A 24,724-nucleotide genomic window follows, 5' to 3' on the forward strand; every position below is an offset into this window, starting at 1 on the left:
TGCCATGCAATGGAACACATCGGCGGATTTTGCGCCTCTTGTTCTCTTTCTCGGCGGCCGGCAAAAGTACAAGATCGTCAGGACGATCCGGGACGCAGCCGAAGTTCTGATGATGGACTGGCCGTTTGAAGATGGAGAGGAATACGTCGTGGCCGTAAAGGCCTGCGCCGATGCCATCACCGGGCAGATCGAGACGGGCGAGCTGAGGGAATTGCTCCTCAGCGCCGCCAGAGAAGCCGGCCTGGGCGTTTTGACCGTTATTCCCGACAGCGGGAAGACGACGCCCCACATGGCCGCCTGAAAAGCCGGAACCACGCCGCCATGCGTTGGTCGAAGCCGCGCTGATGCCTATCCGGATGCCGCTACAGCGAATCGCCCGATAAGGGAAACGGCCCTCGCATCCCTGGTTCGTAGACTGCGCTCTCCGCCGTTCGAGCGTCTCCCGAGTGCCGAAGGTGCATCCTTCCGCTTTACGAAGGGCGCCAAGCAGGCGCAGTTGATCCGAACAGAAGCGACTGATCCCGATAGGACGGTGCTGGATACCGATGGCCGATGGTTGCCGACAGAGGCTGGCGCCTCGCACCAAGAAAAAATCCCACTTCGGATTCCCGAAATTCCCCCGCTTCGGGATTCCGAAATTCGTGGCATTTTCAGCGGTCTCGCCGTGAGAAAATATTCAATAATTTCAATCCGGCAACCAATTTCGGGATTCCGAAGTGCTCTATAGATTATGGTGGGAGTTCCCATGATCGCGGTGCGAATGTCCTGTCGGGCTTGATGATTTCCGACAGATCAAAAGAGGGCGGTTCGCCCTCGGGTCGCGGCTTGAGTTCGCAACCGCGAGGTTTCCAGCGCCGGCGCTTCCGGCATCGGCAACATGGGACTAGGCATCTAAACTAAGCTGGAGCGAAGTGCCGTCCGCTTCGACCTTAGGCTTGCGTTTTGTTGCCGCACGGCGCGGCGGCTTGGGGGTTTTCGGTCGAGTGTCGGAGCCGATCTCGTCTGACTCGGGGCTGGGCGGTAGCAGACCGGCCGCAGGTGCGGTAACCGCTGCATCAATGATCGGCGTGAGGGATCGCATTTCAAGGGCCGGCTTGGCGGCTGACACCACGCGGGCCTGTGGAGGCTCAGGGCGGCTGTCAGCGGATGCGGCGTATCGGATCATCGGCAAGACTCCATTTTGTTCGCTTTATGTTCGCATTTGGGGATGAGGGAGTCAATGGAGGGCAGCTCTCCAGAGCGGCAGGATATGCATTCTGGAATTGAGGATTTCGGCGCGTTCTTGGGAGCTATCTAGCGGCCAAGCCCTAAGCGCATCGTGATTCGCCTTTGTTACAAGGCATCAAATGCGCAACCTATCTGAAAAGGCTTAACTCCTTGATCTTGGTAGCGATCAAGAATGGAATGGTGCCCAGAAGAGGACTCGAACCTCCACACCCTTTCGGGTACCAGCACCTGAAGCTGGCGCGTCTACCAATTCCGCCATCTGGGCGACGGAGAGCGATGTAAGGGGGCGGCTCCTGACTGTCAACTGGGTTTTTGAAGTTTTCCTGACAGTTGGCGAAAAAGCAGCCGATCACATGCGGGAGAGAGCCGCAGGATAGGCATAGCGCTCCGGTTGGTGCGCCCTATATAAAGGAAATACCGAAAGGATTGCATCATGGCCGTTTCTCGCACGCTTCTGCTCGCCGGTCTTTTGGCTGTTCTCGCACCCGCCATCGCCGGGGCCGATTCGCTGAAGCTGGGCAAGCCAGGGGTCGGTCCGCTCAACACCGGCTCCACGCTTTGCGATTTTCGCGGCTGCTTCGGTTTCGGGCCGCAGCAATGGCATCGTCCGGCCTATGTCCAGCCGAATTACCGGCCGAGGGGCGCGGGGCCGACCTATTACCTGCCGGGCGCTGCCGGACGGCCGCAACTGACCTATGATCCGCCGCCGGTGCGCCGCGTGCAGCCGAAGGATCCGAACAAGCATATCGCCTGGTGCACCAACGAATACCGCTCCTACAATCCGAGGACGGATCACTTCCTCACCTATGAGGGTGTCTACAGGGTCTGCCGCTCGCCTTTTCGCTGAGGCCGCTCGCGCTGGCGCCGAGCTCTGCTCAGCTTTCGAGCGAGGCTCGGTCGACGTGGCCGAGATCGCGGCCGGGCTCGACGATGTCGCGGACCCGCTGCTTCAGCTCCTTCGGCCCGGGAAAGCCGCCGTCGCGCTTGCGCTCCCAGATGAGATCGCCGTTGACGCGGATCTCGAAATTGCCGCCGGTGCCGGGGATCAGCGCCACTTCGCCGAGGCTGTCGGAAAAAGTATACAGCAGCTCTTGCGCCATCCAGCTGGCGCGCAGCAGCCAGTTGCACTGGGTACAGTAGAGGATCGAGACACGGGCTTTTTCGGTCATGGCGATTTCCTTTCGTTTGACGAGATTTAAGCTCTGTGGTGCGCATGCGCAATCGCCCCTTACACAAGCGTCTTGCGTGCTGCCCGCCGGCATGATCTCTTCCCGTCGTCGGCCATATCAGGGAAAGTCCATGCGCGTCGCAGTCATCGAAAACATGAGGAATACCGGCCTCGGCGCGCTTGCCCAGGCCCTCGACGAGGCGGGCGCTGACATCGAGTGGTTCCGGGTGTGGCAGGATGGCATCCTGCCGCGGGATGTAGTGGGCCATGACGCGCTGGTCGTTCTCGGCGGCGAGCAGAGCGCGCTGGATGATGAGACACACGCCTATCTGCCGGAGCTCGCGCGGCTCACGCGCCGCTTCGGCGATGCCGGCAAGGCGGTGCTCGGCATCTGCCTGGGCAGCCAGATCCTCGCCCGCGCCTATGGCGCCGACAATCATCTGGGAACCGCCCGCGAATTCGGCTGGCATAAGATCGGCGTTACCGCCGAGGGCCGGGCCGATCCGGTGCTGTCTTCGCTGGGCGGCGAGTTCACCATCTTCGAATGGCATGCCGACACGTTTTCCCTGCCCGAGGCGGCGGTCCGTCTTGCCTCGAGCCCCGTCGCCGAAAACCAGGCGTTCCGCATCGGCCGCGCCGTCTATGGCACGCAGTTCCATTTCGAGGCCAATTCAGCGGTCGTCGAACAATGGAAGGCTGAATTCCCCGAGACGATCGCGCGCATCGCCCCCGGCTGGCTGGAGAGCCACGCCGAACTGGCAGCAAGACATGGGCGTGCAGCCGATGCCGCCGGCCTTGCCATTGCGCGGGCCTGGGTCAGCCTGATCGAACGGCAAGAGGTCGAAATTCTGTCGCAGGCTTCGGCGTGAGGGAGTGATGTCATGCCGGCGAGCGAACGCGAGAAAATGGCGGCAGGTGAATGGTATTGCTGCCTCGATGACGAGCTCGATCACTTGCGCCGGCAGGCGCGCTTGGCCGTCCACGCACACAATACAATGCCGCCGGATGAGCGCGGCGCGATGGCGCCGGCCCTGAGGGCGCTGTTTGCGCAGGCAGCATCGGATGTCTTCATCGAAGCGCCGTTTCACTGCTCCTACGGCATCAACATCACCCTCGGCGAGCGCGTCTATTTCAATGCCGGCTGCACTATCCTCGATTCCGGCCGGGTGACGATCGGCGATCGCAGCATGTTCGGCCCCGGCGTGCAGATCTATTGCGCCGAGCACCACAAGGATGCTGCACTTCGCAGCACCGGCATCGAGATCGCCCGGCCGGTCACGATCGGCAACGACGTCTGGATCGGGGGAAGCGCTGTCATCCTCGGCGGCATCACGATCGGCGAGGGCGCGATCGTCGGTGCTGGCGCGGTGGTGACCAGGGATGTGCCGGCCGGCGCCACCGTGGTCGGCAACCCGGCCCGCATCCGGTAGTTCGGACGATGCAACATTAACTATCCCTAACGGTCGACAGAATTCGTTCGCCGGCTACAGACCATCGCTGGCCCGTTCGTCGTAGCGTTGCCGCGCGGCGATAATGCCGGCCTGGTTCTGCTCGGTCCACAGCACCAGCGAACGGATCGTCTCGTGCAGGGTGCAGCCGAGCGGCGTCAACGCATAGTCGACCTTCGGCGGCACGACGGGATAGACGGTGCGCTCGATGATGCCGTCTCGCTCCAGGTGCCTGAGCGTCGTCGTCAGCATGCGCTGGCTGATGCCGTCGATATTCCTCTTCAATTCCGTGAAGCGAAGCGTGCGTTTTTCGAGCAGCGCAATGACGAGCAGCGACCACTTGTCGGCGATCCGGTCGAGGATCTGCCGGACCTCGCACTCCTCGCGCGCATCCCATTGCAGGACGTCGTAGTCCTTGCCGGGCAGGACGCTATCGTCCTTGCCGGGCAGGACGTTGTCGTCCTTGCCGGTGCTGCAAATGTCACTCGGTGAGTTTGAAGTGCCTTCTTCCATGGGGCCGGATCATGTCTTAACTAAGCTTTGGTTACAAGAGGGAACTAAGGCATGAAAAGTAACTTCATGCCTCGCCCCGTTGTTTCAGCGTGTCAACCGAAGGAACGGATTTCATGTCCAACCCATCTTCCCAGACCAAGACAAGTGAAGGCCGCATGAACGCCCGCGTAGCCGGTGCGCTGATCGTGCTCTGCGGCGCGATCTTCCTCGAAGGCATCGATGTCGCCATGCTCAATATCGCGCTGCCGGCGATCCGCGCCGATCTCGGCCTGTCGACAACGACGCTCAGCGCCGTCGTCAGCGCTTATGTGCTGGGTTATGCCGGCTTCATGCTGCTGGGCGGCCGGGCCGCCGATATCTTCGGCAAGAAGCGGGTCTTCCTGACGGCGCTGACGATCTTCCTCGCCTTCTCCGGCCTCGGTGGTTTCGCGAGCGAGGGCTGGATGCTGCTTGTCGCGCGTTTCGTCACCGGCGCCGCCTCCGCCTTCATGACGCCAGCAGGCCTTGCGCTCATTACCGCCAATTTCCCGGAGGGGCCGCAGCGCAACAGGGCGGTGATGATCTATGCATCGACGGCCTCGGCCGGCTTCTCGCTCGGCCTCGTCGCCGGTGGCCTGCTTGCTGCCATCGACTGGCGCTGGGTATTCTTCGCGCCGGTGGTGCTGGCGGCGATCCTGCTTGCCGTCGGCCCTCGGCTGATCACAGACAGGGATGCGGGAACCGCCCGGGGAAAATTCGATATATCAGGCGCGATCGCGCTGACCGGCGCCATGCTGCTGGCCGCCTATGGCGTCATCCGGCTCGAGCATCCGGGCGAGGGTACGGAATGGACGATCGCCGCCTTTGCAGTGAGCGCGCTGCTCTGGCTTGCCTTCATCCTGATCGAGCGCGGCTCGTCCGCTCCGCTGGTGCGCCTTGGGATCCTGCGTTCGGCCGCGCTGATCCGCGCCAATCTCGGCGCCCTGCTGTTTGCCGGCTCTTTTTTCGGCTTCCAGTTCATCGCCTCGCTTTATCTGCAGGAACTGCTCGGCTGGACGCCGATGCAGACGAGCTTGGCGCTGATGGCGATCGGCATCGATGCGGTGGTCGCGCCGATCCTGACGCCGCGGCTTGTCGACCGCTTCGGCAATGTCCGCGTCATCCTCGCCGGTTTCCTGCTGGCGCTTGCCTGCTATGGGCTGTTCTTGCGCATGGGCTTCGATTGGACCTATGCCGCCATGTTCCCGTCGATGCTGCTGCTCGGCCTTGCCTTCGCGCTCGGCTATGGCCCGCTGACCATCGTCGCGACCGACGGCATTGCCGAGGACGAGCACGGGCTTGCCAGCGGGTTGGTCAATACAGCAATCCAGTTCGGAGCCGCACTCGGGCTTTCCGGCGTCAGCGCGATCGGCGCCTATATGCTGGGTGACGAAGTCTCTCCAGAAGCGCGGCTGGAATCCCTGCGTGTCGCCCTTCTGGTGCCGCTCGCCGCCGCCGCGCTTGGCGCGCTGGTGATGGCGACGGGCTTGCGCGGCCGTGACGGCTCCCGCCGCGAAGCCGTCGCTTAAGGCGCTCGACAAGGCCACCCATTTCGCGGCGGCCTTGCCGTCCGCAGTGGCCTTGTCATCTCGACAGCGGCGAAAGCTCCGCTAGATCAAAGGGCAAAACGGGAGGAAAATCATGAGCGAACTGAATCTACCCATGCAAGGCGGCTGCCGTTGCGGCCAGGTGCGGCTGAAGATCAGCGCCCCGCCGCTGCTGACCATGGCCTGCCATTGCACGGGCTGCCAGAGGATGACCGCGAGCGCCTATTCGCTGAGCGCCGCCATTCCCAGCGAAGGCTTCGAGGTCACGAAAGGCGAGCCGGTGATCGGCGGCCTGCACGGCGTTACGAAACATTATTTCTGCCCGCATTGCATGAGCTGGATGTTCACCCGGCCGGAAGGCATGGACTGGTTCGTCAATCTGCGCGCGACCATGCTCGACGACCCCAGCTGGTTCACGCCCTTCATCGAGACATGGACGAGCGAGAAGCTGTCCTTCGCCGAGACCGGCGCGGTGCACAGCTACGCGGCGCTGCCGGAGATGAACGCCTATGAGGGGCTGGTGAAGGAATATATGGGCAGGGGGTGAACGCTCAGAAGCCCTGGAAGAGAAAATCTACGGCGCTGGTGATGGCATCGCTTTTGCCCGATAGATCTGCGACTATTTTTCCTATTTCCGCCGTCGGGATCGATGCCATGCGCTGGGTGGCCATGACATAGGCTTCACCCTCGATGGCAAAGCGTGGGTTCAGTCGCGAGATCGACCAGCTCAGCTCTTGCACCGGATGCAGCGGGACCATGACTCGCGAAGGCAGATCGTCAAGCAGATTGGCTTGAAGATCGATGGCCAGGACATTCCCGCTTTTAAGGCGATAGACGTGAAAGCGTGCCATTAAAACTGACGGTATTTGGCGAATGGCAAGCCGTGCTTTTCAACATATTCGTTTTCCAGCCGGATAGCCTCGGCGTTCTCGATACGCCATAGCCGCTCGCGCTCGGCCTTTATTGCCTGTGCGATGCCATCTTCCGCCGCCCGAGATATGTTAATCTGGAGTTCGCGCGCCTCGGAGAGGAGACCTTCATCGAGGGACAGGTTTGCTGCTTTTCTTGGCCGCTGAGCCACAGCGATCTCCTCAATTTTATGCGCAGATCATATGCGCATAAAATGTCGTTGAGAAGCGTTATTCGTCGCCCATCTTCAGCGCCGCAATAAACGCTTCCTGCGGAATCTCCACCTTGCCGAACTGGCGCATACGCTTTTTGCCGGCCTTCTGCTTGTCGAGCAGCTTGCGCTTGCGGGTGGCGTCGCCGCCGTAGCATTTCGCGGTCACGTCTTTGCGCAGCGCCGAGATTGTCTCACGGGCAATGACGTTGCCGCCGATCGCCGCCTGGATCGGGATCTTGAACATGTGCTTCGGGATCAGCTCCTTGAGCTTCTCGCACATGTCGCGGCCGCGCTTTTCGGCGGCCGTCCGGTGCACCATCATCGACAGCGCGTCGACCGGCTCGCCGTTGACGAGGATCGACATCTTCACGAGGTTGCCCTCGCGGTGGTCGGTCAGCGCGTAATCGAAGGAGGCATAGCCCTTGGAGATCGACTTCAGCCGGTCGTAGAAATCGAAGACGACTTCGTTGAGCGGCAGGTCGTAGGTCAGCATCGCGCGCGTGCCGACATAAGTGAGCTCGATCTGGATGCCGCGCCGGTCCTGGCAAAGCTTCAGGATGCCGCCGAGATAATCGTCCGGCGTCAGGATCGTCGCGCGGATCCACGGCTCATGGATTTCGGAGATCTTGACGACATCGGGCATGTCGGCCGGATTGTGCAGTTCGCGCTCTGTGCCGTCGGTCATGTACATCTTGTAGACGACGGAGGGTGCGGTGGCGATGAGGTCGAGGTCGAACTCGCGCTCGAGCCGTTCCTGGATGATTTCGAGATGCAGCAGGCCGAGGAAGCCGCAGCGGAAACCGAAGCCGAGGGCGGCCGACGATTCCATTTCGAAGGAGAAAGAGGCGTCGTTGAGGCGAAGCTTGCCCATGGCGGCGCGCAGATCCTCGAAATCGGCGGCATCGACCGGGAACAGGCCGCAGAACACCACCGGCTGCGCCGGCTTGAAGCCCGGCAGCGCTGCGGCCGTCGGCCGCTTGTCCTCGGTGATCGTATCGCCGACGCGGGTATCGGCCACTTCCTTGATCGAGGCGGTGATGAAGCCGATCTCGCCGGGGCCGAGGCTGTCGACAGTGACCATCTTCGGTGTCAGCACGCCGACGCGCTCCACCTGGTATTTTGCATCGGTGCCCATCATCCGCACCGTCTGGCCCTTGGTCAGCACGCCGTCGATGATGCGCACGAGAACCATGACGCCGAGATAGGTGTCGTACCAGCTGTCGACGAGCAGCGCCTTCAGCGGCGCCTTGTCGCCGCCTGGGCTCTTCGGCGCCGGCAGCTTGTGGACGATCGCTTCCAGCACATCGGGAATGCCGAGGCCGGTCTTGGCCGAAATCAGCACCGCCTCCGAGGCGTCGATGCCGATCACTTCCTCGATCTGTTCCTTGATGCGGTCGGGTTCGGCGGCCGGCAGGTCGATCTTGTTGAGAACGGTGACGATCTCGTGGTTGTTGTCGATCGCCTGATAGACATTGGCGAGCGTCTGCGCTTCGACGCCCTGGCTGGCGTCGACGACGAGCAGCGAACCCTCGCAGGCCGACAGCGACCGCGAGACTTCATAGGCGAAGTCGACGTGGCCGGGCGTGTCGATCAGGTTGAGAATGTATTTCTCGCCATTGTTTGCCTGGTAGTGCAGGCGCACGGTCTGGGCCTTGATGGTGATGCCGCGCTCGCGCTCGATATCCATATTGTCGAGCACCTGCTCGGACATTTCGCGCTCGGCAAGCCCGCCCGTCGTCTGGATCAGGCGGTCGGCCAGCGTCGATTTGCCGTGGTCGATATGGGCCACGATCGAAAAATTGCGGATATGGGAAAGCGGAGTGGTCGAATTGGTGCTCATGCGCGCCATATAGCAGCGCCGCCCCTTGCCGCAAAGCGGTAATTAGCCCGCTGTTTACGCTATTTTGCAGCTTGTCGGACGCGTGTCAGACCGGCCACGTCTCCAGCCGCCAGGCCGAATCCCAGAACATCCATTCATATTGCGAGGCCCGCACGAAGACATCGGTCATCTGGGCACGCTCCACCGGCGATGCGGCGCGGGCGGCGATGTCGGTCAGCGCGATCACTTCACGGGCGCCGGCGGCAAATTGCGGATCGCCATAGGTGTTGATCCAGGTCTGGAAGGCATTGCCCTCGATAGCAGGCCGGTTCTTGATCGCTTCGCCAACGTGCCAGTAGATCCAGAAGCAGGGGAGGATGGAGGAAAGCGCAACCGCGTAGGAACTGTGATAGGCGGTGGCAAGCAGGAAGTTGGTATAGGCAAAGCCCGCAGGCGAGGGTTCTGCGGCTGAAACATCCGCCGACGTGATGCCGAACTGGGTGAGGAAGCCGGCATGCAGGCCCTGCTCGACGGTGATGGCCTTCTGCGCCGAACCGAGGAAGCGCAGCACCTGCGCATTGTCGGGCGCCTTGGCCGCAACGATGGCGAGGCATCGCGCATAATGCTTCAGGTAGAGCGCATCCTGAAGGATATAGTGCCGGAAGACCTCCGGCGGCAGCGTGCCGTCCGAAAGGCGCAGCAGCAGCGGCAAGGCCTCGATTTCAGCCATAACAGGGGCGATCCTGTCCCAGGCGGCAGCTGTGAAGCTTCCCGTCAGGTCCGTGCTCTGCGTGCTGGCGTCCATCATTGCCTCCTACCTCGATTGCGCCGTCATATATCGACGCTGCCGTGGTGAAAGCAAGGCGGGTTTCGCCGCGCGAGGAGACTTGATTCCATCATCGGATAATGTATTTCTCTTATAGTAGAATCATGGATTGAGAGATGGAACCGGAACTCGAACAGGCGATCGGCATCCGCATCCGCACGCTGCGGGTCAAAAAAGGTCTGACGCTGGATGATCTTGCCGCGGCCTCCGGCGTCAGCCGCGCGATGATCTCGCGCATCGAGCGGGCGGAGGCGAGCCCGACCGCCTCGCTGCTGGCAAGGATCTGTGCGGCGCTCGGCCTGTCGCTGTCGGCCTTCTTCGCGGAGGAGGGACAGCAGGCCTCGCCGCTTGTTCGCCGGCAGGAGCAGCAGGTCTGGCGCGACCCGGAGACCGGTTATATTAGGCGCTCGATCTCCGCACCCGGCACTGCCTCCGATGTCGATATCGTCGAGGTCGAATTCCCCGCTGGCGCGCGTGTCAGCTTCCCCCCGCATGCCGCCTCCCACGGCATGACGCAGCATATCTGGCTGTTCGATGGCGAGCTGGAAATGACGGCGGGTGAAACGGTCTACCGGCTGCGGCCGGGCGATTGCCTCTTCATGCCGGTCGGCGAGGGTCACATCTTCCACAATCCCGGCAACGCGCCGGCGCGTTATTGCGTCGTGCTCGATCGCGGCGGCCGATAACAGCATCTATTCAGGAGAGCAGCATGCCCGACATTCGTACCCTTTCCGCCGACGAGGCCCGAGCCGCCGTGCCGGCGCTGTCGCAGGTGCTGGCCGATTGCGTCGCAGGCGGCGCCTCCGTCGGCTTCATGCAGCCCTATGGGCCTGAAGATGCCGAGCCCTATTGGCGCGATGTCGCCGATGCCGTCGCCTCCGGCGGCAACCTGTTGCTGGTCGCCGAACTCGACGGCAGGATCGTCGGGACCGTGCAGGTGGGGGCCGCGCAGATGCCGAACCAGCCGCATCGCGGTGATCTGAAGAAGCTGCTGGTGCATCGTTCCGCCCGCGGCAAGGGCCTCGCCCGGCTGCTGATGGATGCCGCCGAGCGCGAGGCGGCCAAGCGTGGCAAGACCCTGCTCGTGCTCGATACGGCAACCGGCAGCGATGCCGAGGCGATCTATCCGCGCCTGGGCTGGCAGCGTGTCGGCGTCATTCCCGATTATGCGCTGTGGCCGGAAGGCGGATTCTGCGCCACCACCCTGTTCTACAAGCGGCTTGCCTGATTGCCCCGGCCTCGCTCAGGCCGGCCTGGCGAAGACGGGAAGCGCGCCGCCAAGCGTCGCGCCCGCCGTCCATTGCGCAGCATTCCAGCCGAACTGCCGCGCCGCTTCGATATTTTCGGCCATATCGTCGATGAAGGCGATTTGGCCGGGCGCCACGCCGGCGCGTTCGGTCGCCAGCCGGAAGAAATCGGGCGAAGGCTTGCTGTGCCCGAGTGCTGCGGAATAGATGATGTCGTCGAAATGCGCGTCCAGGCCGGCCTGCTCCATCAGGTAGCGCGCCCGCCTATGCTCCTGGTTGGTCGCCAGGAAAAGGGTGATGCCGCTTTGCCGGAGGATAGCGAGCTCTTCCAGCAGATTGCGGTCGAGGCGGGAATCGTTTTCGAACCAATAGTCGATCAGCGTTTCGGCGCTGAGATGCGGCGCGATCTTTGCGAGCACGCCGGTGAGCCTGGGTTCCAGCGCCGCGCGGCCGACAATGATCTCACGCCAGTGGGTCTGAAAGAATTCCTGCTGCAGCAGGTCGACACGCAGGCCGAGATCGCGTTCCAGATAGGTGAAGTGCGGCAGCCCGTCGGTCGGTCGACCATGAATGAGCACGCCGTCGACATCGACCATCAGCACTTTCATGCGGAAAATTTCCTCGTTCTCAAAACACCGGCGAAGGTGGCGTCATATAGCTTGACGATCAAGAGCGCCGTTCCGCTTTTTTGTCGCGGCCGAGCCGTGTAAGTCTCGATTGTCAATCAAGGGGCAGGATCTGAAATGCGCGTCATCTATTCCGAAGACCACAAGCTGCGCGATGCCAAAACGGAACTGCATGCCGGCCAACTGGTGACGCCCTTCGAGGCGCCGTTCCGTGCCGAATGGATCCTGGCGGCGGTCAAGGAGGCGGGCTTTACCGACGTGGTGGCGCCCGATGCGCACGGGCTGGAAACGGCGCTGAAGGTGCATGATCCCGCCTATCTGGATTTTCTCGCCAGCGTCTGGGATCGCTGGGTGGCCGCCGGCTTCACCGGCGAGGCGATCGCCAATTCCTTTCCCGTTCGCCGCACCAGCCAGCGCGTGCCCGACAATATCGTTGGCGCGATCGGCCATTATGCCAATGCCGCCGACACCTCGATCACCAAGGGGTCCTACGAGGCGGCGATCGCCTCCATGCGCTGTGCCGTCACCGGCGCCGACTGGCTGGCCGAGGGCAATCGTTTCGCCTTTTCGCTCTGCCGCCCACCCGGCCACCATGCCGGCATCGATCTCTTCGGCGGCTACTGCTTCATCAACAATGCGGGCGTCGCCGCACAGCGGCTGCGCGATCATGGTGCGGCGAAGGTTGCGGTGCTGGATGTCGATTTCCATCATGGCAACGGCACCCAGGATCTCTTCTATCACAGAGGCGATGTCTTCACCGCCTCTCTGCATGGCGATCCCATGCACGCCTTTCCCTATTTCCTCGGCCATGCCGACGAGGAAGGCGAGGGGGAGGGCGTTGGTGCCAACCGCAACTATCCAATGCCACCGGGCACGCCCTTTGATGTCTGGTCTTCGGCGCTAAACGATGCGCTGGCGCGGATCAAAGACTTCGGCGCCGAGGCGATCGTCGTGGCGCTTGGGGTCGATACCTTCGAGCGCGATCCGATCTCCTTTTTCAGCCTGACTTCCGATGATTTCACCCGCATGGGCGCGATGATATCAGCCGCCGGCCTGCCGGTGCTGGCCTGCATGGAGGGCGGTTACGGCGTGCCGGAAATCGGCATCAACGTCGCCAACGTCCTCAAGGGTCTGGAAGCCTGATCACTGCCGATGACCGATGAGACAGTTCCCTCCGACATCCCGACACCCCGCATGCTGAGCTGGGCGCGCAATTCCGCCATCTATCGCCTGGAGCGGCGGATGATGACGGAAAAGCAGCTGTTTGACGCCATCACCCGCAAGGCGAAGGAGAAATTCGAAGATATCAGCGCGGCGCAAGTGAAAGCCGTTGCCGATTTCGCCGTCAAATTTGCCTATGACAACAAGGTGCTCGACGATAGCGCCTATGCGGAGATCAGCACCCGCTCTGCCGTGCGCGGCGGCAAATCAAAACGCGCGATCGCCCAGAAACTTGCCGTCAAGGGCGTCTCCAGCGACAAGGTCGAGGCAGCACTTGAGCAGGCCGACGATCTCTATGCGGCCGCGATATTTGCCCGCAAACGCGCCTTCGGCCCTTTCCGCCGGGTCGAGCTCGACGACAAGCGAAAGGCTAAAGAGCTTTCAGCCTTCGCCCGCAACGGCTTCAGCTTCGACATCGGCAGGAGGGTCTTCGACATGAGCTTCGAAGACGCCGAAGAAGTCATCCTTGCTGGCCGCCGGTGATATTGCATCACCATCGGCGATCGCCTGGTTAAAGCGTGAACTCGATCTCCCGCATCACCTGTCGTTTCCTGGCATTCCCCAGCATCAGCGCTCTTGATCCCGGCATGAAAAGTTTGAATTTGGTTCTCCCCCGTCTTCGGCTTAGAACCGCGCCAGGATCGGGGGCCACATGGACATCAAGACTATCGAGACCGGGACGGATGGCGCAGCTTTGATGCCGCAGCCGGGTATGGCGTCGTCTTCGGGCGGCCTGGCGGCCGGTGTCGCGATGTGCCTGATGTCGATGTCTTCGATCCAGTTCGGCGCGGCGCTGTCGTCCCCGGCCATTGCGATCTATGGCGTTGCCGGCGCCACCTGGCTGCGGCTTGCTTTCGCGGCGATCATCCTGGCCGTTGTCGTCAGGCCTTCACTCCTGCGTTATAGCGGCGCCCAGTGGCGGGCGACCCTGCTGCTCGGCACGACGACCGCCGCCATGACGCTGTGTTTCTTCGCGGCGATCCAGCGGCTGCCGCTCGGCCTGGCGATCGCCATCGATTTCCTCGGGCCGCTCTCGGTCGCCGTCTTCGGCTACGGCCTGACCTGGCGCCTGCTCTGGCCGTTGATTGCTGCGGCCGGCATCCTCTTCCTCGCCCATGACGGCGAAGGCTGGGTCGGCAATCTCCCCGGCGTCCTCTTCGCTCTCGGCTCGGCTGTGGGATGGGCGGTCTATATCCTGCTGACGAAGAAGGTCGGGGCTGCCTTCAAGGGGCTGGAAGGCCTGTCGATGTCGCTGATCGTTGCCGGCCTCGTCGCAACCCCCTTCGGCCTTGCCGAGACAGGCGGCGCCTTCACGTTGAAGGGGCTGGCGGAGGTTCTCGGCCTCGCCATCCTCGTACCGCTCTTGCCCTATGCGCTGGAGATGGTGGCGCTGCGGCGCATGCCGTCGGCCTCCTTCGGCATCCTGATGAGCCTCGAACCGGCGCTCGGCGCGCTCGCCGGCTTTCTGATCCTGGCCCAGCCGATGACCGCGCTGCAGATGCTGGGTACCGCGCTCGTGGTGGCGGCCAGCGCCGGCGCCACCGCCTCGGCGGCGAAAACTTAGCATAAAGATTTAGAATATAGATCAGGCGGGTGTGCGCTTGGGATCGTCGAGCGCCGGATTGTAGAACAGCGAAAGCGTCAGGCTCTTGGCGATCCGCTCCGCCGTCGCCATGAACCAAGCCTTGGCCTCCGGCGATGGAGCGATGTCGTCCAGCGTTGCGGCAAACAGCGACAGCCATTTCGGAAAGAGCTCAGGCGTCAGGTTTGCAACACCTGTATGCGCCTGCACCGGCTTGCCGCCATAGGCGCCGCTGCGGAAGGCGACGGCCGACCAGAAGCTCTTCATCTTCGCCATATGCTGCGGCCAGCGGCCGGATAGCCTGGCGTCGAACACCGGGCCGAGATCGGGATGCGCCAGCACGCGGGCGTAGAAAGTCTCGACCAGCCTATCGATGAAGGCTTCGTCGACGCCCATTTCCCGCATTTCGGCCTCCGCCCTTTCGCGGATCGCCGCGATATGGGCGGGGCGGCCCTGAATGTCATTGTCCATTCGAAAACCCCGGCGCCGCGTGATGCGGCAGCCCTCATATAGGTGTTTATCGCAACGAGCCAAAGTCGTCCGTGCCCGCTTGCGGCAATCTGTCAGCATTCTTCCCCGCGCCCTTGACCGTCATCGCCTGCTTCTTTAGATTTAGAATAATTCTAAATTTTGGAGAAAGTCATGCTGGCGCGGTTTTTCAGATCCTCGAAACGATCTTTCGAATCACTGTCCGAGCAGGAGATCCTTGCCCTCGGGATTGCCTCCGAGGAAGACGATGCCCGCATCTATCTCGCCTATGCCGACAGGTTGCGTCGCGAATTTCCGGCTTCGGCCAAAGTCTTCGAGGATATGGCCGAGGTCGAGGATACGCATCGCAAGTCGCTCATCGAAATCCATCGCCAGCGCTTCGGCGAGCGCATTCCGCTGATCCGGCGCGAACATGTGCAGGGCTTCTACGAGCGCAAGCCCGACTGGCTGAGGGCAAATCTTTCGCTGGACGCGATGCGGCAGGAATCCGAGGCGATGGAGGAGCAGGCCTATCGTTTCTATGTCGAGGCGGCAAAGCGGACCTCGGACGCCTCGACGCGTGAGCTTCTCGGCGATCTCGCCCTTGCCGAACAGGGGCATGAAGATATCGCCCGCATGCTGGGCGACAAACATACGCCTGAAGACGTCAAGCGCGGCGAGGACGAGACGGTGCATCGGCAATTCGTGCTGACCTATGTGCAGCCGGGTCTTGCCGGGTTGATGGATGGTTCGGTCTCGACGCTGGCGCCGATCTTCGCCGCCGCCTTTGCCACGCAGGATACCTGGCAGACCTTTCTCGTCGGCCTGTCGGCCTCCGTCGGCGCCGGTATCTCGATGGGCTTCACCGAAGCCGCCCATGACGACGGCAAGATTTCCGGCAGAGGCTCGCCGGTCAAACGCGGCCTTGCCTGTGGCATCATGACCGCGCTCGGCGGCCTCGGCCACGCGCTGCCCTATCTGATCCCGCACTTCTGGACGGCAACGATCACCGCCGCCATCATCGTCTTCTTCGAACTCTGGGCCATCGCCTTCATCCAGAACCGCTACATGGAAACCCCCTTCCTGCGCGCCGCCTTCCAGGTGGTGCTCGGCGGCGGTTTAGTGCTCGGCGCGGGGATATTGATTGGCAACGGGTGAGTTGCGATCGGCGAAGCCGAGCAATCGATTCAGTGAATCGATTGCAGCGACGAACGCCCTGAGCCCAAAGCGAAGGGCCGGGAGACGGTGTGGCATCCCAAACCAACAAAACGAAAAAGGCCGGCAAACCGCCGGCCTTTCCATATTCTCTGTTGACCCTTAGCGCAGCGCGCCGACCAGAACGTCGCGGCCGTTCTCGATGGTGACCCAGCGGCCGGAATTGTAGCTCGACTGGCGCTTGACGAAGGAATAGGGCGTGCCGAACCACGGCTTGACGTCGGAGGCGAGGTTGTCGAGCACGAAATCGCCCTCGGCGGTGCGCAGCGTCAGCACGGCATGGCCCTCACCATCCGGCTTGCGCACGACGGTCATCAGCAGGTCGGCGGCCGAAAAGCCGCGCTGGATCAGCATGCGACGCTTCAGCAGCGCGAAATCCTCGCAGTCGCCGGCGGTGGTCGGATAGGCCCAGACTTCGTCCTTGCCGTAGATTTCCTTGTCGGTCATCGGCGTGATCGTGCGGTTGACCGTGGCGTTGACCGAGCGCACCAGCGACCACTTTGCCGGGGTCATTTCAACCGGGCCGGCGTTGCGGTTTGCGCCGCATTCATTGCGGTGGATCTGACAGAAATCATAGTGCCCGATGGGCTGTGAAGTGGCATTGCCCGTTACCATTGAAGCATTTCTGCTTGGGGCCGGTATGGCGGCCGTTGCCATCGCAAATACGGCCATCATGGCCACAAAGACACCCTTGATCCGCACGCCCGCTCTTTCCTTGCATCGCCCCTTATTTATTAACAAAGTGTTAATGGAGAGGGCCGGAAAGAGTCAATCGTTACTTATTGGGAGGACCTTGCGACCCGCCGACATGGTTAAAATGCAACGGGTTGGGAACCTGCATCAGGCGAATTTATACGCCGATGCCATTCAGGCGGGCATCTGCCTATTTGTTGATGAACGGATGATGCCTTTGACGGCGCTCAAGAGAAGCGCGATATCGCCGGGGCGCGACAGGCGGTGGTCGCCGTCGCGGATGAAGGTCAGCACCACGTCGTCGGCGGGAAGGTGTTCGACCAGTTTCATCGCATGTGCATGCGGCACGTCGGGGTCCTTCATGCCCTGGAGGATGTGCACCGGGCAGCCTGTCTCGATGATGCCGTCGAGCACCCGGTTTGCGCGGCCGTCCTCGATCAGCGCCCTGGTATAGATGTTCGGTTCCGGGCTGTATGGCGAACGCTCTTCGAAATAGCCGCGCTCGGCCAGCGACTTGCGCTCCTTGGCCTTGAGGTTCGGCTCGATCAGCTCGGAGGTGAAGTCGGGTGCGGGTGCGATCAGCACCATGCCTGCAAGCTTTGGGCCCTCGAGCTTCGGGCCGCCTTGCCGCGCAAGCTCCTGCGCCAGCCTGAGCGCGATCCAGCCGCCCATCGAGGAGCCGACGAGGATCATCCGATCGGGGGCGATATGGCGGATGACGGCAAGCGCCTCCTCCAGCCAGCGCGAGATCGTGCCGTCGCCGAAGCTGCCGCCGGAAAGTCCGTGGCCGGAATAGTCGAGGCGGATGCAGGCGACGCCCAGTTCCGCCGCCAGCCCGTCGAGTTCCACCGCCTTGGTGCCGCTCATATCGGAGCGGTAGCCGGACAGCCAGACGAGCGTCGGCGCGCCATTGCCGGCCTGCGCCGGGCGGACGATCATGGCGATCTCACGCGCTGCTTCGCCTTCGCCGACCGTCAAGAACTGCGGCTGGGCATCGGGCATCTGATCGGACATCGGCGAAACTCCTATTGTTTTGGCCTATAAAACAGATTCTTGGCAGGCTGACAGCGGGTGATTTTTCCGCTAAAGGATGATATTGACTCCGTTGCAGCGATGACGCGACACGTTTGTGCACCCTGATTGGGAGCGCGATGCTGCAACGTTCCGAAACAACGCGAGGAGAATACGACCATTCGCAGACCTTTTAAAACCGACGCGCCCGTGAAGGACGGACCGCGCTCGAACCGTGAAATCCGCATTCCCAAAGTTCAGCTGATCGCGGCTGACGGACAGAATATGGGCGTCGTGCCTACCGACCAGGCCTTGAAGATGGCGGAAGAAGCCGGCCTCGATCTCGTCGAAATTTCCCCCAATGCCGAACCGCCGGTGTGCAAGATCCTCGATCTGGGCAAGCTGAAATATGCCAACCAGAAGAAGGCTGCCGAGGCGCGCAAGAAGCAGAAGATCGTCGAAGTCAAAGAAATCAAGATGCGCCCGAACATCGACACCCATGATTATGAGGTGAAGATGAAGGCGATGGGTCGCTTCTTCGATGAAGGCGACAAGGTCAAGGTGACGCTGAAGTTCCGCGGCCGTGAAATGGCCCACCAGGAACTCGGCATGAAGCTTCTGCAGCAGGTCAAGGCCGATACGATCGAGTTCGCCAAGGTCGAAGCCGAGCCCAAGCTCGAAGGCCGTCAGATGATGATGGTGCTGGCGCCGAAGTAAGCGCCAGGCACTTTTTCGCCCAAGGCCGTCCGCAAGGGCGGCTTTTGTGCTTTCTGCCCTTATTGCTTCAAGAAGGGTGTTTTCGGAGGTTGCGAAGATTCCTCCGCGGCCCCGTTGCACTTTCAGGACGCTGCGGTTATAAGCGCGCGTCCGAACTGACCGGCAGGGCATGCCGTGGCAGTTTCGAATGCTTGCGGAACGGTTCGTCGCCGATGCCGCGGATCAACAACAAACGCTCCCGCACCTTGTTGCGACGGCCGGAGAACCGGACTTCGCGAGAAGGGCTTTTTTGATAAAGCGCGCAGGGAGGACAGAAGGAGTAGCAAAATGCCCAAGATGAAGACGAAGTCCTCTGCCAAAAAGCGGTTCAAGATCACCGCGACCGGCAAGGTCAAGGCTGCCGCTGCCGGCAAGCGCCATGGCATGATCAAGCGTACCAACAAGTTCATTCGCGATGCACGTGGCACCATGGTTCTCGCAGAACCGGATGGCCGCAAGGTTATCAAGAATTACCTGCCGAACGGTCTCTGAGACTCGTCCGCGAACGCTAGATTTAAGGAGATCATGATATGGCACGTGTAAAAAGAGGCGTCACCTCTCACGCCAAGCACAAGAAGGTTCTGAAGGCCGCAAAGGGCTTTTACGGCCGCCGCAAGAACACCATCCGTACCGCCAAGGCCGCTGTCGACCGTTCGAAGCAGTACGCCTACCGCGACCGCAAGGTCAACAAGCGCAACTTCCGTGCGCTTTGGATCCAGCGCATCAACGCCGCTGTGCGCGAATTCGGCCTGACCTACGGCCGCTTCATCGACGGCCTGAACAAGGCTGGCATCGAAGTCGACCGCAAGGTTCTCTCCGACATGGCGATCCACGAGCCGGAAGCATTCGGCGCGTTGGTCAACGCTGCCAAGAAGGCTCTTGAGTATCTCAAGGAAGCCGGCACGGCGAACGAGTTTGAAGGCGCGGTCAAGTAACCAGCGCTTCCCAAGCTTTGAATTTTTGATTTTGGGAAACCCGCGCTGGTTTGGGCTAGCGCGGGTTTTTCTTTCTTTATATTCCTGGCGCCGGCCGGCGCCGCCTGCCTCCCGATCGCCCGCCTGATACTGGACGGAAAGAAGTGACAATGTCAGATATCGACCAGCTCAACGCATCGCTGCTCGCCGAAATCGCCGCCGCCAATGACGAGATGGCGCTCGAAGCCGTGCGCGTTTCCGCCCTCGGCAAGAAGGGCTCGATCTCCGAACTCCTGAAGACGCTCGGCGCCATGACGCCGGAAGAGCGCCAGACCAAGGGCGCGGCGATCAACGTTCTGAAGAATGCGGTGACCGAGGCGCTCGCCGCCCGCAAGACAACGCTCAAGCAAGCGGCGATCAATGCCCGGCTGAAGGCCGAGACGGTCGACGTCAGCCTGCCGGTGCGCTCTTCGCCGGCCGAACGCGGCCGCATCCATCCGATCAGCCAGATCGTCGACGAGATCACCGCGATTTTCGCCGACATGGGCTTCTCGATCGCCGAAGGTCCCGACATCGAGACCGATTATTACAATTTCACCGCGCTGAATTTTCCCGAAGGCCATCCGGCCCGCGAGATGCACGACACCTTCTTCTTCAACCCGGATGAGAATGGCGAGCGCAAGGTGCTGCGCACCCATACCTCGCCGGTGCAGGTGCGCACCATGGAGACGCAGAAACCGCCGATCCGCATCATCATTCCCGGCAAGACCTATCGCCAGGACAGCGATGCCACGCATTCGCCGATGTTCCATCAGGTCGAAGGCCTGGTCATCGACAAAAAGGCCAATGTCGCCAATATCCGCTGGGTGCTCGAGGAATTCTGCAAGACCTTCTTCGAGGTCGACAGCGTGACGATGCGGTTCCGCCCGTCTTTCTTCCCGTTCACCGAGCCTTCCTTCGAGGTCGATATCCAGTGCGACCGTTCCGGCCCGATCGTCAAGTTCGGCGAAGGCACCGACTGGATGGAGATCCTCGGCTGCGGCATGGTTCACCCGAACGTGCTGCGTTACGGCGGCCTCGATCCGGACGAATATCAGGGTTTTGCCTGGGGCATGGGCCTCGATCGCATCGCCATGCTGAAATACGGCATGCCCGACCTGCGCGACTTCTTCAACGCCGACGTCCGCTGGATGACGCATTACGGCTTCCGCCCGCTCGACATGCCGACGCTGTTCGGCGGCCTCAGCGCTTGAACGGAGAATTGGGACGATGAAATTCACGCTCTCCTGGCTGAAAGAGCATCTGGAAACGGATGCCGGCCTCGATGAAATCTGCACGCGCCTCACCGAAATCGGGCTGGAGGTCGAGGATGTCGACGACAAGGCGGCATTCAAGCCCTTCGTCATCGCCAGAGTTGTCTCGGCGGAAAAACATCCGCAGGCCGATCGTCTGAAGGTGCTTATGGTCGATACCGGTTCCGGCGCGCCGGTGCAGGTCGTCTGCGGCGCGCCGAATGCGCGCGCCGGCCTCCTCGGCGCCTTCGCAGCACCCGGAACCTATGTTCCCGGCATCGATGTGACGCTCGCCGTCGGCAATATCCGCGGCGTCGAAAGCCGTGGCATGATGTGCTCCGAAAAGGAGCTTGAGATTTCCGACAGCCACGATGGCATCATCGATCTGCCCGAGGATGCGCCGGTCGGTCAGAGCTATGCGGCTTATGCCCATCTCGACGATCCGGTCATCGAGATCAACCTGACGCCCAACCGGCCGGATTGCACCTCGATCCACGGCATCGCCCGCGATCTCGCCGCTTCCGGCCTTGGCACGTTGAAGACGCGGCCCGCACCGTCCTTCGCCGTCGAAGGCGAGACGCCGGTGAAGCTGACGCTCGATCTCGACGATCTCAAGCTTTGCCCGGGCTTTGCGCTGCGCCTGGTGCGTGGCGTCAGGAATGGCCCAAGCCCGCGCTGGATGCAGCAGCGGTTGATCGCCATCGGGCTGCGGCCGATCAACGCGCTTGTTGATGTCACCAATTACATGACCTTCGATCAGGGCCGGCCGATCCACGTCTTCGATGCCGCCAAGATCAACGGCAACCTGACCGTCCGCCGCGCCGTCGATGGCGAGACGGTGCTGGCGCTCGACCAGCGCGAATACAAGCTCTCGCCGAACAACGTCGTCATCTCCGATGACGATGGCATCGAATCGATCGGCGGCATCATGGGTGGTGAACATTCCGGCTGCGACGAAAACACCGTCGACGTGCTGATCGAATCCGCTCTCTGGGACCCGATGAACATCGCCAAATCAGGCCGCAGCCTCGGCATCATCACCGATGCCCGCTACCGCTTCGAACGCGGCGTCGATCCGGAATATATGGTCCCCGGTCTCGAACGCACGACGGAATTGGTCCTGGAGCTGTGCGGCGGCACGGCTGCCAAGGCCGAGGTCGTCGGCTACGAGGGTTACCAGCCGAAGATCGTCGATTTCCCCTATTCCGAGGTCAAGCGCCTGACGGGCCTCGACGTTTCGAATGACGAAAGCGACACGATCCTCACCCGTCTTGGTTTCAAGGTTCTTGGGAATAGCGATATCGGCTCTTCGTCTGTCCGAGTCGCCGTTCCGTCCTGGCGTCCCGATGTCGACGGCAAGGCCGATCTCGTCGAGGAGGTCATGCGCATTCACGGCGTCGACAATATCAAGCCGGCGCCGCTCGAAAGCCATGCGGCCGTCAACGGCAAGATCCTGACGACGCTGCAGATCCGCACCCGCCTCGCCAAGCGGGCGCTGGCGGCGCGCGGCATGCTCGAAGCCGTCACCTGGTCCTTCATTCCGGAAGACCAGGCCAAGCTGTTCGGCGGCGGTTCGCCTGCCCTCAAGCTTGCCAACCCGATCGCTGCCGAAATGTCGGATATGCGTCCCTCGCTGCTGCCGGGCCTCTTGACCGCTGCCCAGCGCAATGCCGACAAGGGTTATGCCGACGTCGCCCTGTTCGAGGTCTCCGGCACCTATGAGAACGACAGGCCGGACGGCCAGCGCCGGGTGGCCGGCGGCATCCGCCGCGGCACGGCCTCGCTTGCCGGCGCAGGCCGCGCCTGGTCGAACGCCGCCAAGGGCGGCGGCAAGCCGGTCGATGTCTTCGACGCCAAGGCCGACGCGCTCGCCGTCATCGAAGCCTGCGGCCTGCCGATGGGCAATATCCAGATCGAGCAGGGCGGGCCGGAATGGTATCATCCGGGCCGCTCCGGCACGATCAAGATGGGGCCGAAGGTCGTGCTCGGCTATTTCGGCGAATTCCATCCGCTGACGCTGGAAGCGCTCGATGTCTCCGGCGCGCTCTGCGGCTTCGAAGTCTATGTCGACGCCATGCCGGACGCCAAGCGCAAGGCGACGCGCACCAAGCCGGCGCTCGAACTGTCGCCCTTCCAGGTGGTGCGGCGCGACTTCGCCTTCGTCGTCGACAAGACTGTTGAAGCCGGCGCCATCGTCAAGGCGGCGACCGGCGCCGACCGCAAGCTGGTGACCGGCGTCAATGTCTTCGACATTTTCGAGGGCGCATCGGTCGGCGACGGCAAGAAGTCGGTGGCGATCGAGGTTCAGATCCAGCCGGTCGAGCGCACGCTGACGGATGAGGATTTCGAGGCGCTGACGCAGAAGATCGTCGCCAGCGTCACGAAATTCACCGGCGGCGTCCTCAGAAGCTGAGCTTTACAGCCTTCGACAAAAGACAATGGACCGGTCGCGATAGCGGCCGGTCTTTTCACAGATGCAGATGGAAGAGTTTGCTGACGATCATCCAGCGGCCGTCGATCTTCAGCAGCGAGAGATAGTCGGTAAAGCGCATTCCGGCGAAATCGTCGGTCACCTTGACGCTTGCCGCATCGCCTTCGACATCGACGCTCTGGATATCCATGTAGGGCTGCGTGCCGGGCGGCGCCGGCTCCTCCGCCAGGATCGCAGCGATGAACTCGTCCCGCGTCAGCCATTCGACGGCATTCTCATAATGACCGATGATCGCGCTTTGCGGATGAAAGGCCTTTTTCAAGGCTGCCTCATTGGCGAAGGCCATGCCTTCGACATAGAGATGAACCGTCTGTTCGACTGCCTGCCTGTCCGACATGTTTTCATCCCGTTCTCCGAGATGGCGTTAGATAGTTTCGCCAATCCCGAAGACAAGCCCGGCCGGTTGCATCAGGCCGGGCTTGCCCGCTCACAGGTTTGTCATCGCAAGCGAGGCGTCCGAATAACGTTTGCCGGCAACCTGCCCGGCCGGGATGATCTCTTCAAGCCGCGCAAGTTCCGCCGGGCTGAGCACGATATCGGCGGCCGCGGCGTTCTGTTCGAGATGGTGAAGCTTGCGGGCGCCGGGGATCGGCACGATGTCGTCGCCCCGGCTTAACACCCAGGCCAGCGCCAGTTGCGCCGCCGTCACGCCCTTTTCGCCGGCAAGCCGCTCGAGTGTTGCGACGAGGGCGGCATTGGCGTCGAAATTTTCCGCCTGGAAGCGCGGCACCTGGCGGCGGAAATCGTCCGCGTCGAGATCCTCCGCCTTGCGGATTGCCCCGGTCAGGAAGCCGCGGCCAAGCGGACTGTAGGGCACGAAGCCGATGCCGAGTTCGCGGCATGTCGCAAGCACCTCCTCTTCGGGATCGCGCGTCCAGAGCGAATATTCGCTCTGCAGGGCGGCAATCGGATGGACCGCATGGGCGCGGCGGATCGTGGCGCTGCCGGCTTCCGAAAGCCCGAGGGCGCGGACCTTGCCTTCCCTGACCAGTTCCGCCATGGCGCCGACGGTCTCCTCGATCGGCACGTTGGGGTCGACCCGGTGCTGGTAGAGGAGGTCGATGGTCTCGATGCCGAGGCGTTTCAGCGAGGCCTCGGCGACATCACGCACATGCTCGGGGCGGCTGTCGACGCCGGTGATGGCAGCGGTGCCCGGCTTGCTGGCATCGATCTTGAAGCCGAATTTGGTGGCGATCACCACGCGGTCGCGGAACGGCTTCAGCGCTTTGCCGAGAAGAACCTCGTTGGTAAAGGGGCCGTAGACCTCGGCGGTGTCGAAGAAGGTGACGCCGAGATCGATGGCGCGATGCAACGTCCTGATCGATTCCGCATCGTCGCTGGCGCCATAGGCAAAGCTCATGCCCATGCAGCCAAGGCCGACGGCAGAGACCGTCAGTTCGTTTCCGAGTTTCCGGGTTTTCATGATGCGCTCCTTTTGAGCTGATTGTGAACCGCTTGATCGCTTGCGGTACGGGCAGACCATATTCCTGGCGCATCAATCAGAAAATACATGCAGTTT

29 protein-coding genes and 1 tRNA gene are annotated in these 24,724 nt (G+C 62.2%); 17 read left to right on the top strand and 13 right to left on the bottom strand.

Annotation, left to right across the window (positions count from 1 at the left end):
• Positions 1–4 precede the first annotated feature (4 nt).
• Positions 5–301 carry a DUF982 domain-containing protein gene (locus FHX10_RS18985; RefSeq protein ID WP_028756405.1) on the top strand — a complete coding sequence of 99 codons (297 nt, stop codon included), beginning with the start codon at positions 5–7 and terminating at the stop codon, positions 299–301.
• Positions 302–1,405: 1,104 nt separating this feature from the next.
• Here the strand turns inward: FHX10_RS18985 and FHX10_RS18990 are convergent.
• A tRNA-Leu gene (locus FHX10_RS18990) sits at positions 1,406–1,492 on the bottom strand.
• Positions 1,493–1,660: 168 nt separating this feature from the next.
• On the opposite strand from FHX10_RS18990, the gene FHX10_RS18995 reads away from it, so the two are divergent.
• On the top strand, positions 1,661–2,074 hold the full coding sequence (locus tag FHX10_RS18995; protein WP_063474852.1) for a BA14K family protein: 414 nt from the start codon (positions 1,661–1,663) through the stop codon (positions 2,072–2,074).
• Positions 2,075–2,102: 28 nt separating this feature from the next.
• Here FHX10_RS18995 and FHX10_RS19000 read toward each other — a convergent pair whose 3' ends face one another.
• Positions 2,103–2,396, bottom strand: a complete 294-nt coding sequence (locus tag FHX10_RS19000) for a SelT/SelW/SelH family protein (RefSeq protein WP_028756410.1) — start codon at positions 2,394–2,396, stop codon at positions 2,103–2,105.
• A gap of 130 nt (positions 2,397–2,526) precedes the next feature.
• On the opposite strand from FHX10_RS19000, the gene FHX10_RS19005 reads away from it, so the two are divergent.
• Positions 2,527–3,264, top strand: coding sequence for a type 1 glutamine amidotransferase (locus tag FHX10_RS19005; protein ID WP_063474851.1), 738 nt, complete (start codon positions 2,527–2,529; stop codon positions 3,262–3,264).
• 12 nt (positions 3,265–3,276) lie between these two features.
• The gene (locus tag FHX10_RS19010) at positions 3,277–3,825 is read left to right on the top strand and encodes a sugar O-acetyltransferase (RefSeq protein ID WP_047617510.1); all 549 of its coding nucleotides are present in this window, start codon (positions 3,277–3,279) and stop codon (positions 3,823–3,825) included.
• Between the two features lie 54 nt (positions 3,826–3,879).
• On the opposite strand, the gene FHX10_RS19015 is transcribed toward FHX10_RS19010, so the two are convergent.
• Positions 3,880–4,356, bottom strand: a complete 477-nt coding sequence (locus FHX10_RS19015) for a winged helix-turn-helix transcriptional regulator (protein ID WP_080759944.1) — start codon at positions 4,354–4,356, stop codon at positions 3,880–3,882.
• Between the two features lie 113 nt (positions 4,357–4,469).
• Here FHX10_RS19015 and FHX10_RS19020 point away from each other — a divergent pair, with 113 nt between their 5' ends.
• Positions 4,470–5,903: an MFS transporter gene (locus tag FHX10_RS19020; RefSeq protein WP_048338495.1), complete on the top strand. Its 1,434-nt coding sequence runs from the start codon at positions 4,470–4,472 to the stop codon at positions 5,901–5,903.
• Between the two features lie 112 nt (positions 5,904–6,015).
• Entirely contained in the window at positions 6,016–6,468 is a 453-nt protein-coding gene (locus FHX10_RS19025; protein WP_028757882.1) for a GFA family protein, read from the top strand.
• Positions 6,469–6,472: 4 nt separating this feature from the next.
• Here the strand turns inward: FHX10_RS19025 and FHX10_RS19030 are convergent, their stop codons facing one another.
• From FHX10_RS19030 to tenA, 4 genes are all read right to left on the bottom strand, one after another.
• Positions 6,473–6,772, bottom strand: a complete 300-nt coding sequence (locus FHX10_RS19030; protein ID WP_063474850.1) for a CcdB family protein — start codon at positions 6,770–6,772, stop codon at positions 6,473–6,475.
• Positions 6,772–7,002, bottom strand: a complete 231-nt coding sequence (locus tag FHX10_RS19035; RefSeq protein WP_063474849.1) for a type II toxin-antitoxin system CcdA family antitoxin — start codon at positions 7,000–7,002, stop codon at positions 6,772–6,774. Before FHX10_RS19035 ends, FHX10_RS19030 begins: the two co-directional genes overlap by 1 nt.
• Before the next feature lie 58 nt (positions 7,003–7,060).
• Positions 7,061–8,893, bottom strand: coding sequence for a translation elongation factor 4 (gene lepA, locus FHX10_RS19040; RefSeq protein WP_028757881.1), 1,833 nt, complete (start codon positions 8,891–8,893; stop codon positions 7,061–7,063).
• A 76-nt stretch (positions 8,894–8,969) separates the two neighbouring features.
• Positions 8,970–9,668: a thiaminase II gene (gene tenA, locus FHX10_RS19045; protein ID WP_063474848.1), complete on the bottom strand. Its 699-nt coding sequence runs from the start codon at positions 9,666–9,668 to the stop codon at positions 8,970–8,972.
• 137 nt (positions 9,669–9,805) lie between these two features.
• Here tenA and FHX10_RS19050 point away from each other — a divergent pair, with 137 nt between their 5' ends.
• Positions 9,806–10,375: a helix-turn-helix domain-containing protein gene (locus tag FHX10_RS19050; RefSeq protein ID WP_047617517.1), complete on the top strand. Its 570-nt coding sequence runs from the start codon at positions 9,806–9,808 to the stop codon at positions 10,373–10,375.
• Positions 10,376–10,398: 23 nt separating this feature from the next.
• The gene (locus tag FHX10_RS19055) at positions 10,399–10,917 is read left to right on the top strand and encodes a GNAT family N-acetyltransferase (protein WP_028757878.1); all 519 of its coding nucleotides are present in this window, start codon (positions 10,399–10,401) and stop codon (positions 10,915–10,917) included.
• A gap of 15 nt (positions 10,918–10,932) precedes the next feature.
• On the opposite strand, the gene FHX10_RS19060 is transcribed toward FHX10_RS19055, so the two are convergent.
• Positions 10,933–11,544 carry an HAD family hydrolase gene (locus FHX10_RS19060; RefSeq protein ID WP_047617519.1) on the bottom strand — a complete coding sequence of 204 codons (612 nt, stop codon included), beginning with the start codon at positions 11,542–11,544 and terminating at the stop codon, positions 10,933–10,935.
• A gap of 135 nt (positions 11,545–11,679) precedes the next feature.
• Between FHX10_RS19060 and FHX10_RS19065 the strand changes: the two genes are divergently transcribed.
• The 3 genes from FHX10_RS19065 to FHX10_RS19075 all read left to right on the top strand — a co-directional run bounded on the left by FHX10_RS19065 (position 11,680) and on the right by FHX10_RS19075 (position 14,347).
• On the top strand, positions 11,680–12,705 hold the full coding sequence (locus FHX10_RS19065) for a histone deacetylase family protein (protein WP_097594986.1): 1,026 nt from the start codon (positions 11,680–11,682) through the stop codon (positions 12,703–12,705).
• Between the two features lie 9 nt (positions 12,706–12,714).
• Positions 12,715–13,266, top strand: a complete 552-nt coding sequence (gene recX, locus FHX10_RS19070) for a recombination regulator RecX (RefSeq protein ID WP_047617521.1) — start codon at positions 12,715–12,717, stop codon at positions 13,264–13,266.
• A 169-nt stretch (positions 13,267–13,435) separates the two neighbouring features.
• Positions 13,436–14,347: an EamA family transporter gene (locus tag FHX10_RS19075; protein ID WP_097543158.1), complete on the top strand. Its 912-nt coding sequence runs from the start codon at positions 13,436–13,438 to the stop codon at positions 14,345–14,347.
• 21 nt (positions 14,348–14,368) lie between these two features.
• On the opposite strand, the gene FHX10_RS19080 is transcribed toward FHX10_RS19075, so the two are convergent.
• On the bottom strand, positions 14,369–14,836 hold the full coding sequence (locus FHX10_RS19080; RefSeq protein ID WP_028757873.1) for a group III truncated hemoglobin: 468 nt from the start codon (positions 14,834–14,836) through the stop codon (positions 14,369–14,371).
• Between the two features lie 171 nt (positions 14,837–15,007).
• On the opposite strand from FHX10_RS19080, the gene mbfA reads away from it, so the two are divergent.
• A complete protein-coding gene (gene mbfA, locus FHX10_RS19085) occupies positions 15,008–15,991 on the top strand; it encodes an iron exporter MbfA (protein ID WP_028757872.1) in 984 nt (327 codons plus the stop codon).
• A gap of 159 nt (positions 15,992–16,150) precedes the next feature.
• On the opposite strand, the gene FHX10_RS19090 is transcribed toward mbfA, so the two are convergent.
• Together FHX10_RS19090 and FHX10_RS19095 are read right to left on the bottom strand one after the other, a co-directional pair.
• Positions 16,151–16,750 carry a transglutaminase-like cysteine peptidase gene (locus FHX10_RS19090; protein WP_097543159.1) on the bottom strand — a complete coding sequence of 200 codons (600 nt, stop codon included), beginning with the start codon at positions 16,748–16,750 and terminating at the stop codon, positions 16,151–16,153.
• Between the two features lie 165 nt (positions 16,751–16,915).
• On the bottom strand, positions 16,916–17,755 hold the full coding sequence (locus FHX10_RS19095; protein WP_097543160.1) for an alpha/beta hydrolase: 840 nt from the start codon (positions 17,753–17,755) through the stop codon (positions 16,916–16,918).
• A 177-nt stretch (positions 17,756–17,932) separates the two neighbouring features.
• On the opposite strand from FHX10_RS19095, the gene infC reads away from it, so the two are divergent.
• The 5 genes from infC to pheT all read left to right on the top strand — a co-directional run bounded on the left by infC (position 17,933) and on the right by pheT (position 23,127).
• Positions 17,933–18,469 (top strand): translation initiation factor IF-3, encoded by a 537-nt coding sequence (gene infC, locus FHX10_RS19100; RefSeq protein WP_080759946.1) that lies wholly within the window; start codon positions 17,933–17,935, stop codon positions 18,467–18,469.
• A 327-nt stretch (positions 18,470–18,796) separates the two neighbouring features.
• The gene (gene rpmI, locus FHX10_RS19105) at positions 18,797–19,000 is read left to right on the top strand and encodes a 50S ribosomal protein L35 (protein WP_003570998.1); all 204 of its coding nucleotides are present in this window, start codon (positions 18,797–18,799) and stop codon (positions 18,998–19,000) included.
• Positions 19,001–19,038: 38 nt separating this feature from the next.
• Positions 19,039–19,443: a 50S ribosomal protein L20 gene (gene rplT / locus FHX10_RS19110; protein WP_027682113.1), complete on the top strand. Its 405-nt coding sequence runs from the start codon at positions 19,039–19,041 to the stop codon at positions 19,441–19,443.
• Between the two features lie 149 nt (positions 19,444–19,592).
• A complete protein-coding gene (gene pheS / locus FHX10_RS19115; protein ID WP_063474843.1) occupies positions 19,593–20,675 on the top strand; it encodes a phenylalanine--tRNA ligase subunit alpha in 1,083 nt (360 codons plus the stop codon).
• Positions 20,676–20,691: 16 nt separating this feature from the next.
• Positions 20,692–23,127, top strand: a complete 2,436-nt coding sequence (gene pheT / locus FHX10_RS19120) for a phenylalanine--tRNA ligase subunit beta (RefSeq protein WP_097594985.1) — start codon at positions 20,692–20,694, stop codon at positions 23,125–23,127.
• A gap of 55 nt (positions 23,128–23,182) precedes the next feature.
• Here pheT and FHX10_RS19125 read toward each other — a convergent pair whose 3' ends face one another.
• Both FHX10_RS19125 and FHX10_RS19130 read right to left on the bottom strand, forming a co-directional pair.
• Positions 23,183–23,542 carry a nuclear transport factor 2 family protein gene (locus tag FHX10_RS19125; protein WP_028757866.1) on the bottom strand — a complete coding sequence of 120 codons (360 nt, stop codon included), beginning with the start codon at positions 23,540–23,542 and terminating at the stop codon, positions 23,183–23,185.
• Positions 23,543–23,632: 90 nt separating this feature from the next.
• On the bottom strand, positions 23,633–24,628 hold the full coding sequence (locus FHX10_RS19130; protein ID WP_063474841.1) for an aldo/keto reductase: 996 nt from the start codon (positions 24,626–24,628) through the stop codon (positions 23,633–23,635).
• Positions 24,629–24,724 lie beyond the last annotated feature (96 nt).

It is taken from the genome of Rhizobium sp. BK591 (assembly GCF_014195045.1).
GTDB classification, from domain to species: domain Bacteria; phylum Pseudomonadota; class Alphaproteobacteria; order Rhizobiales; family Rhizobiaceae; genus Rhizobium; species Rhizobium anhuiense.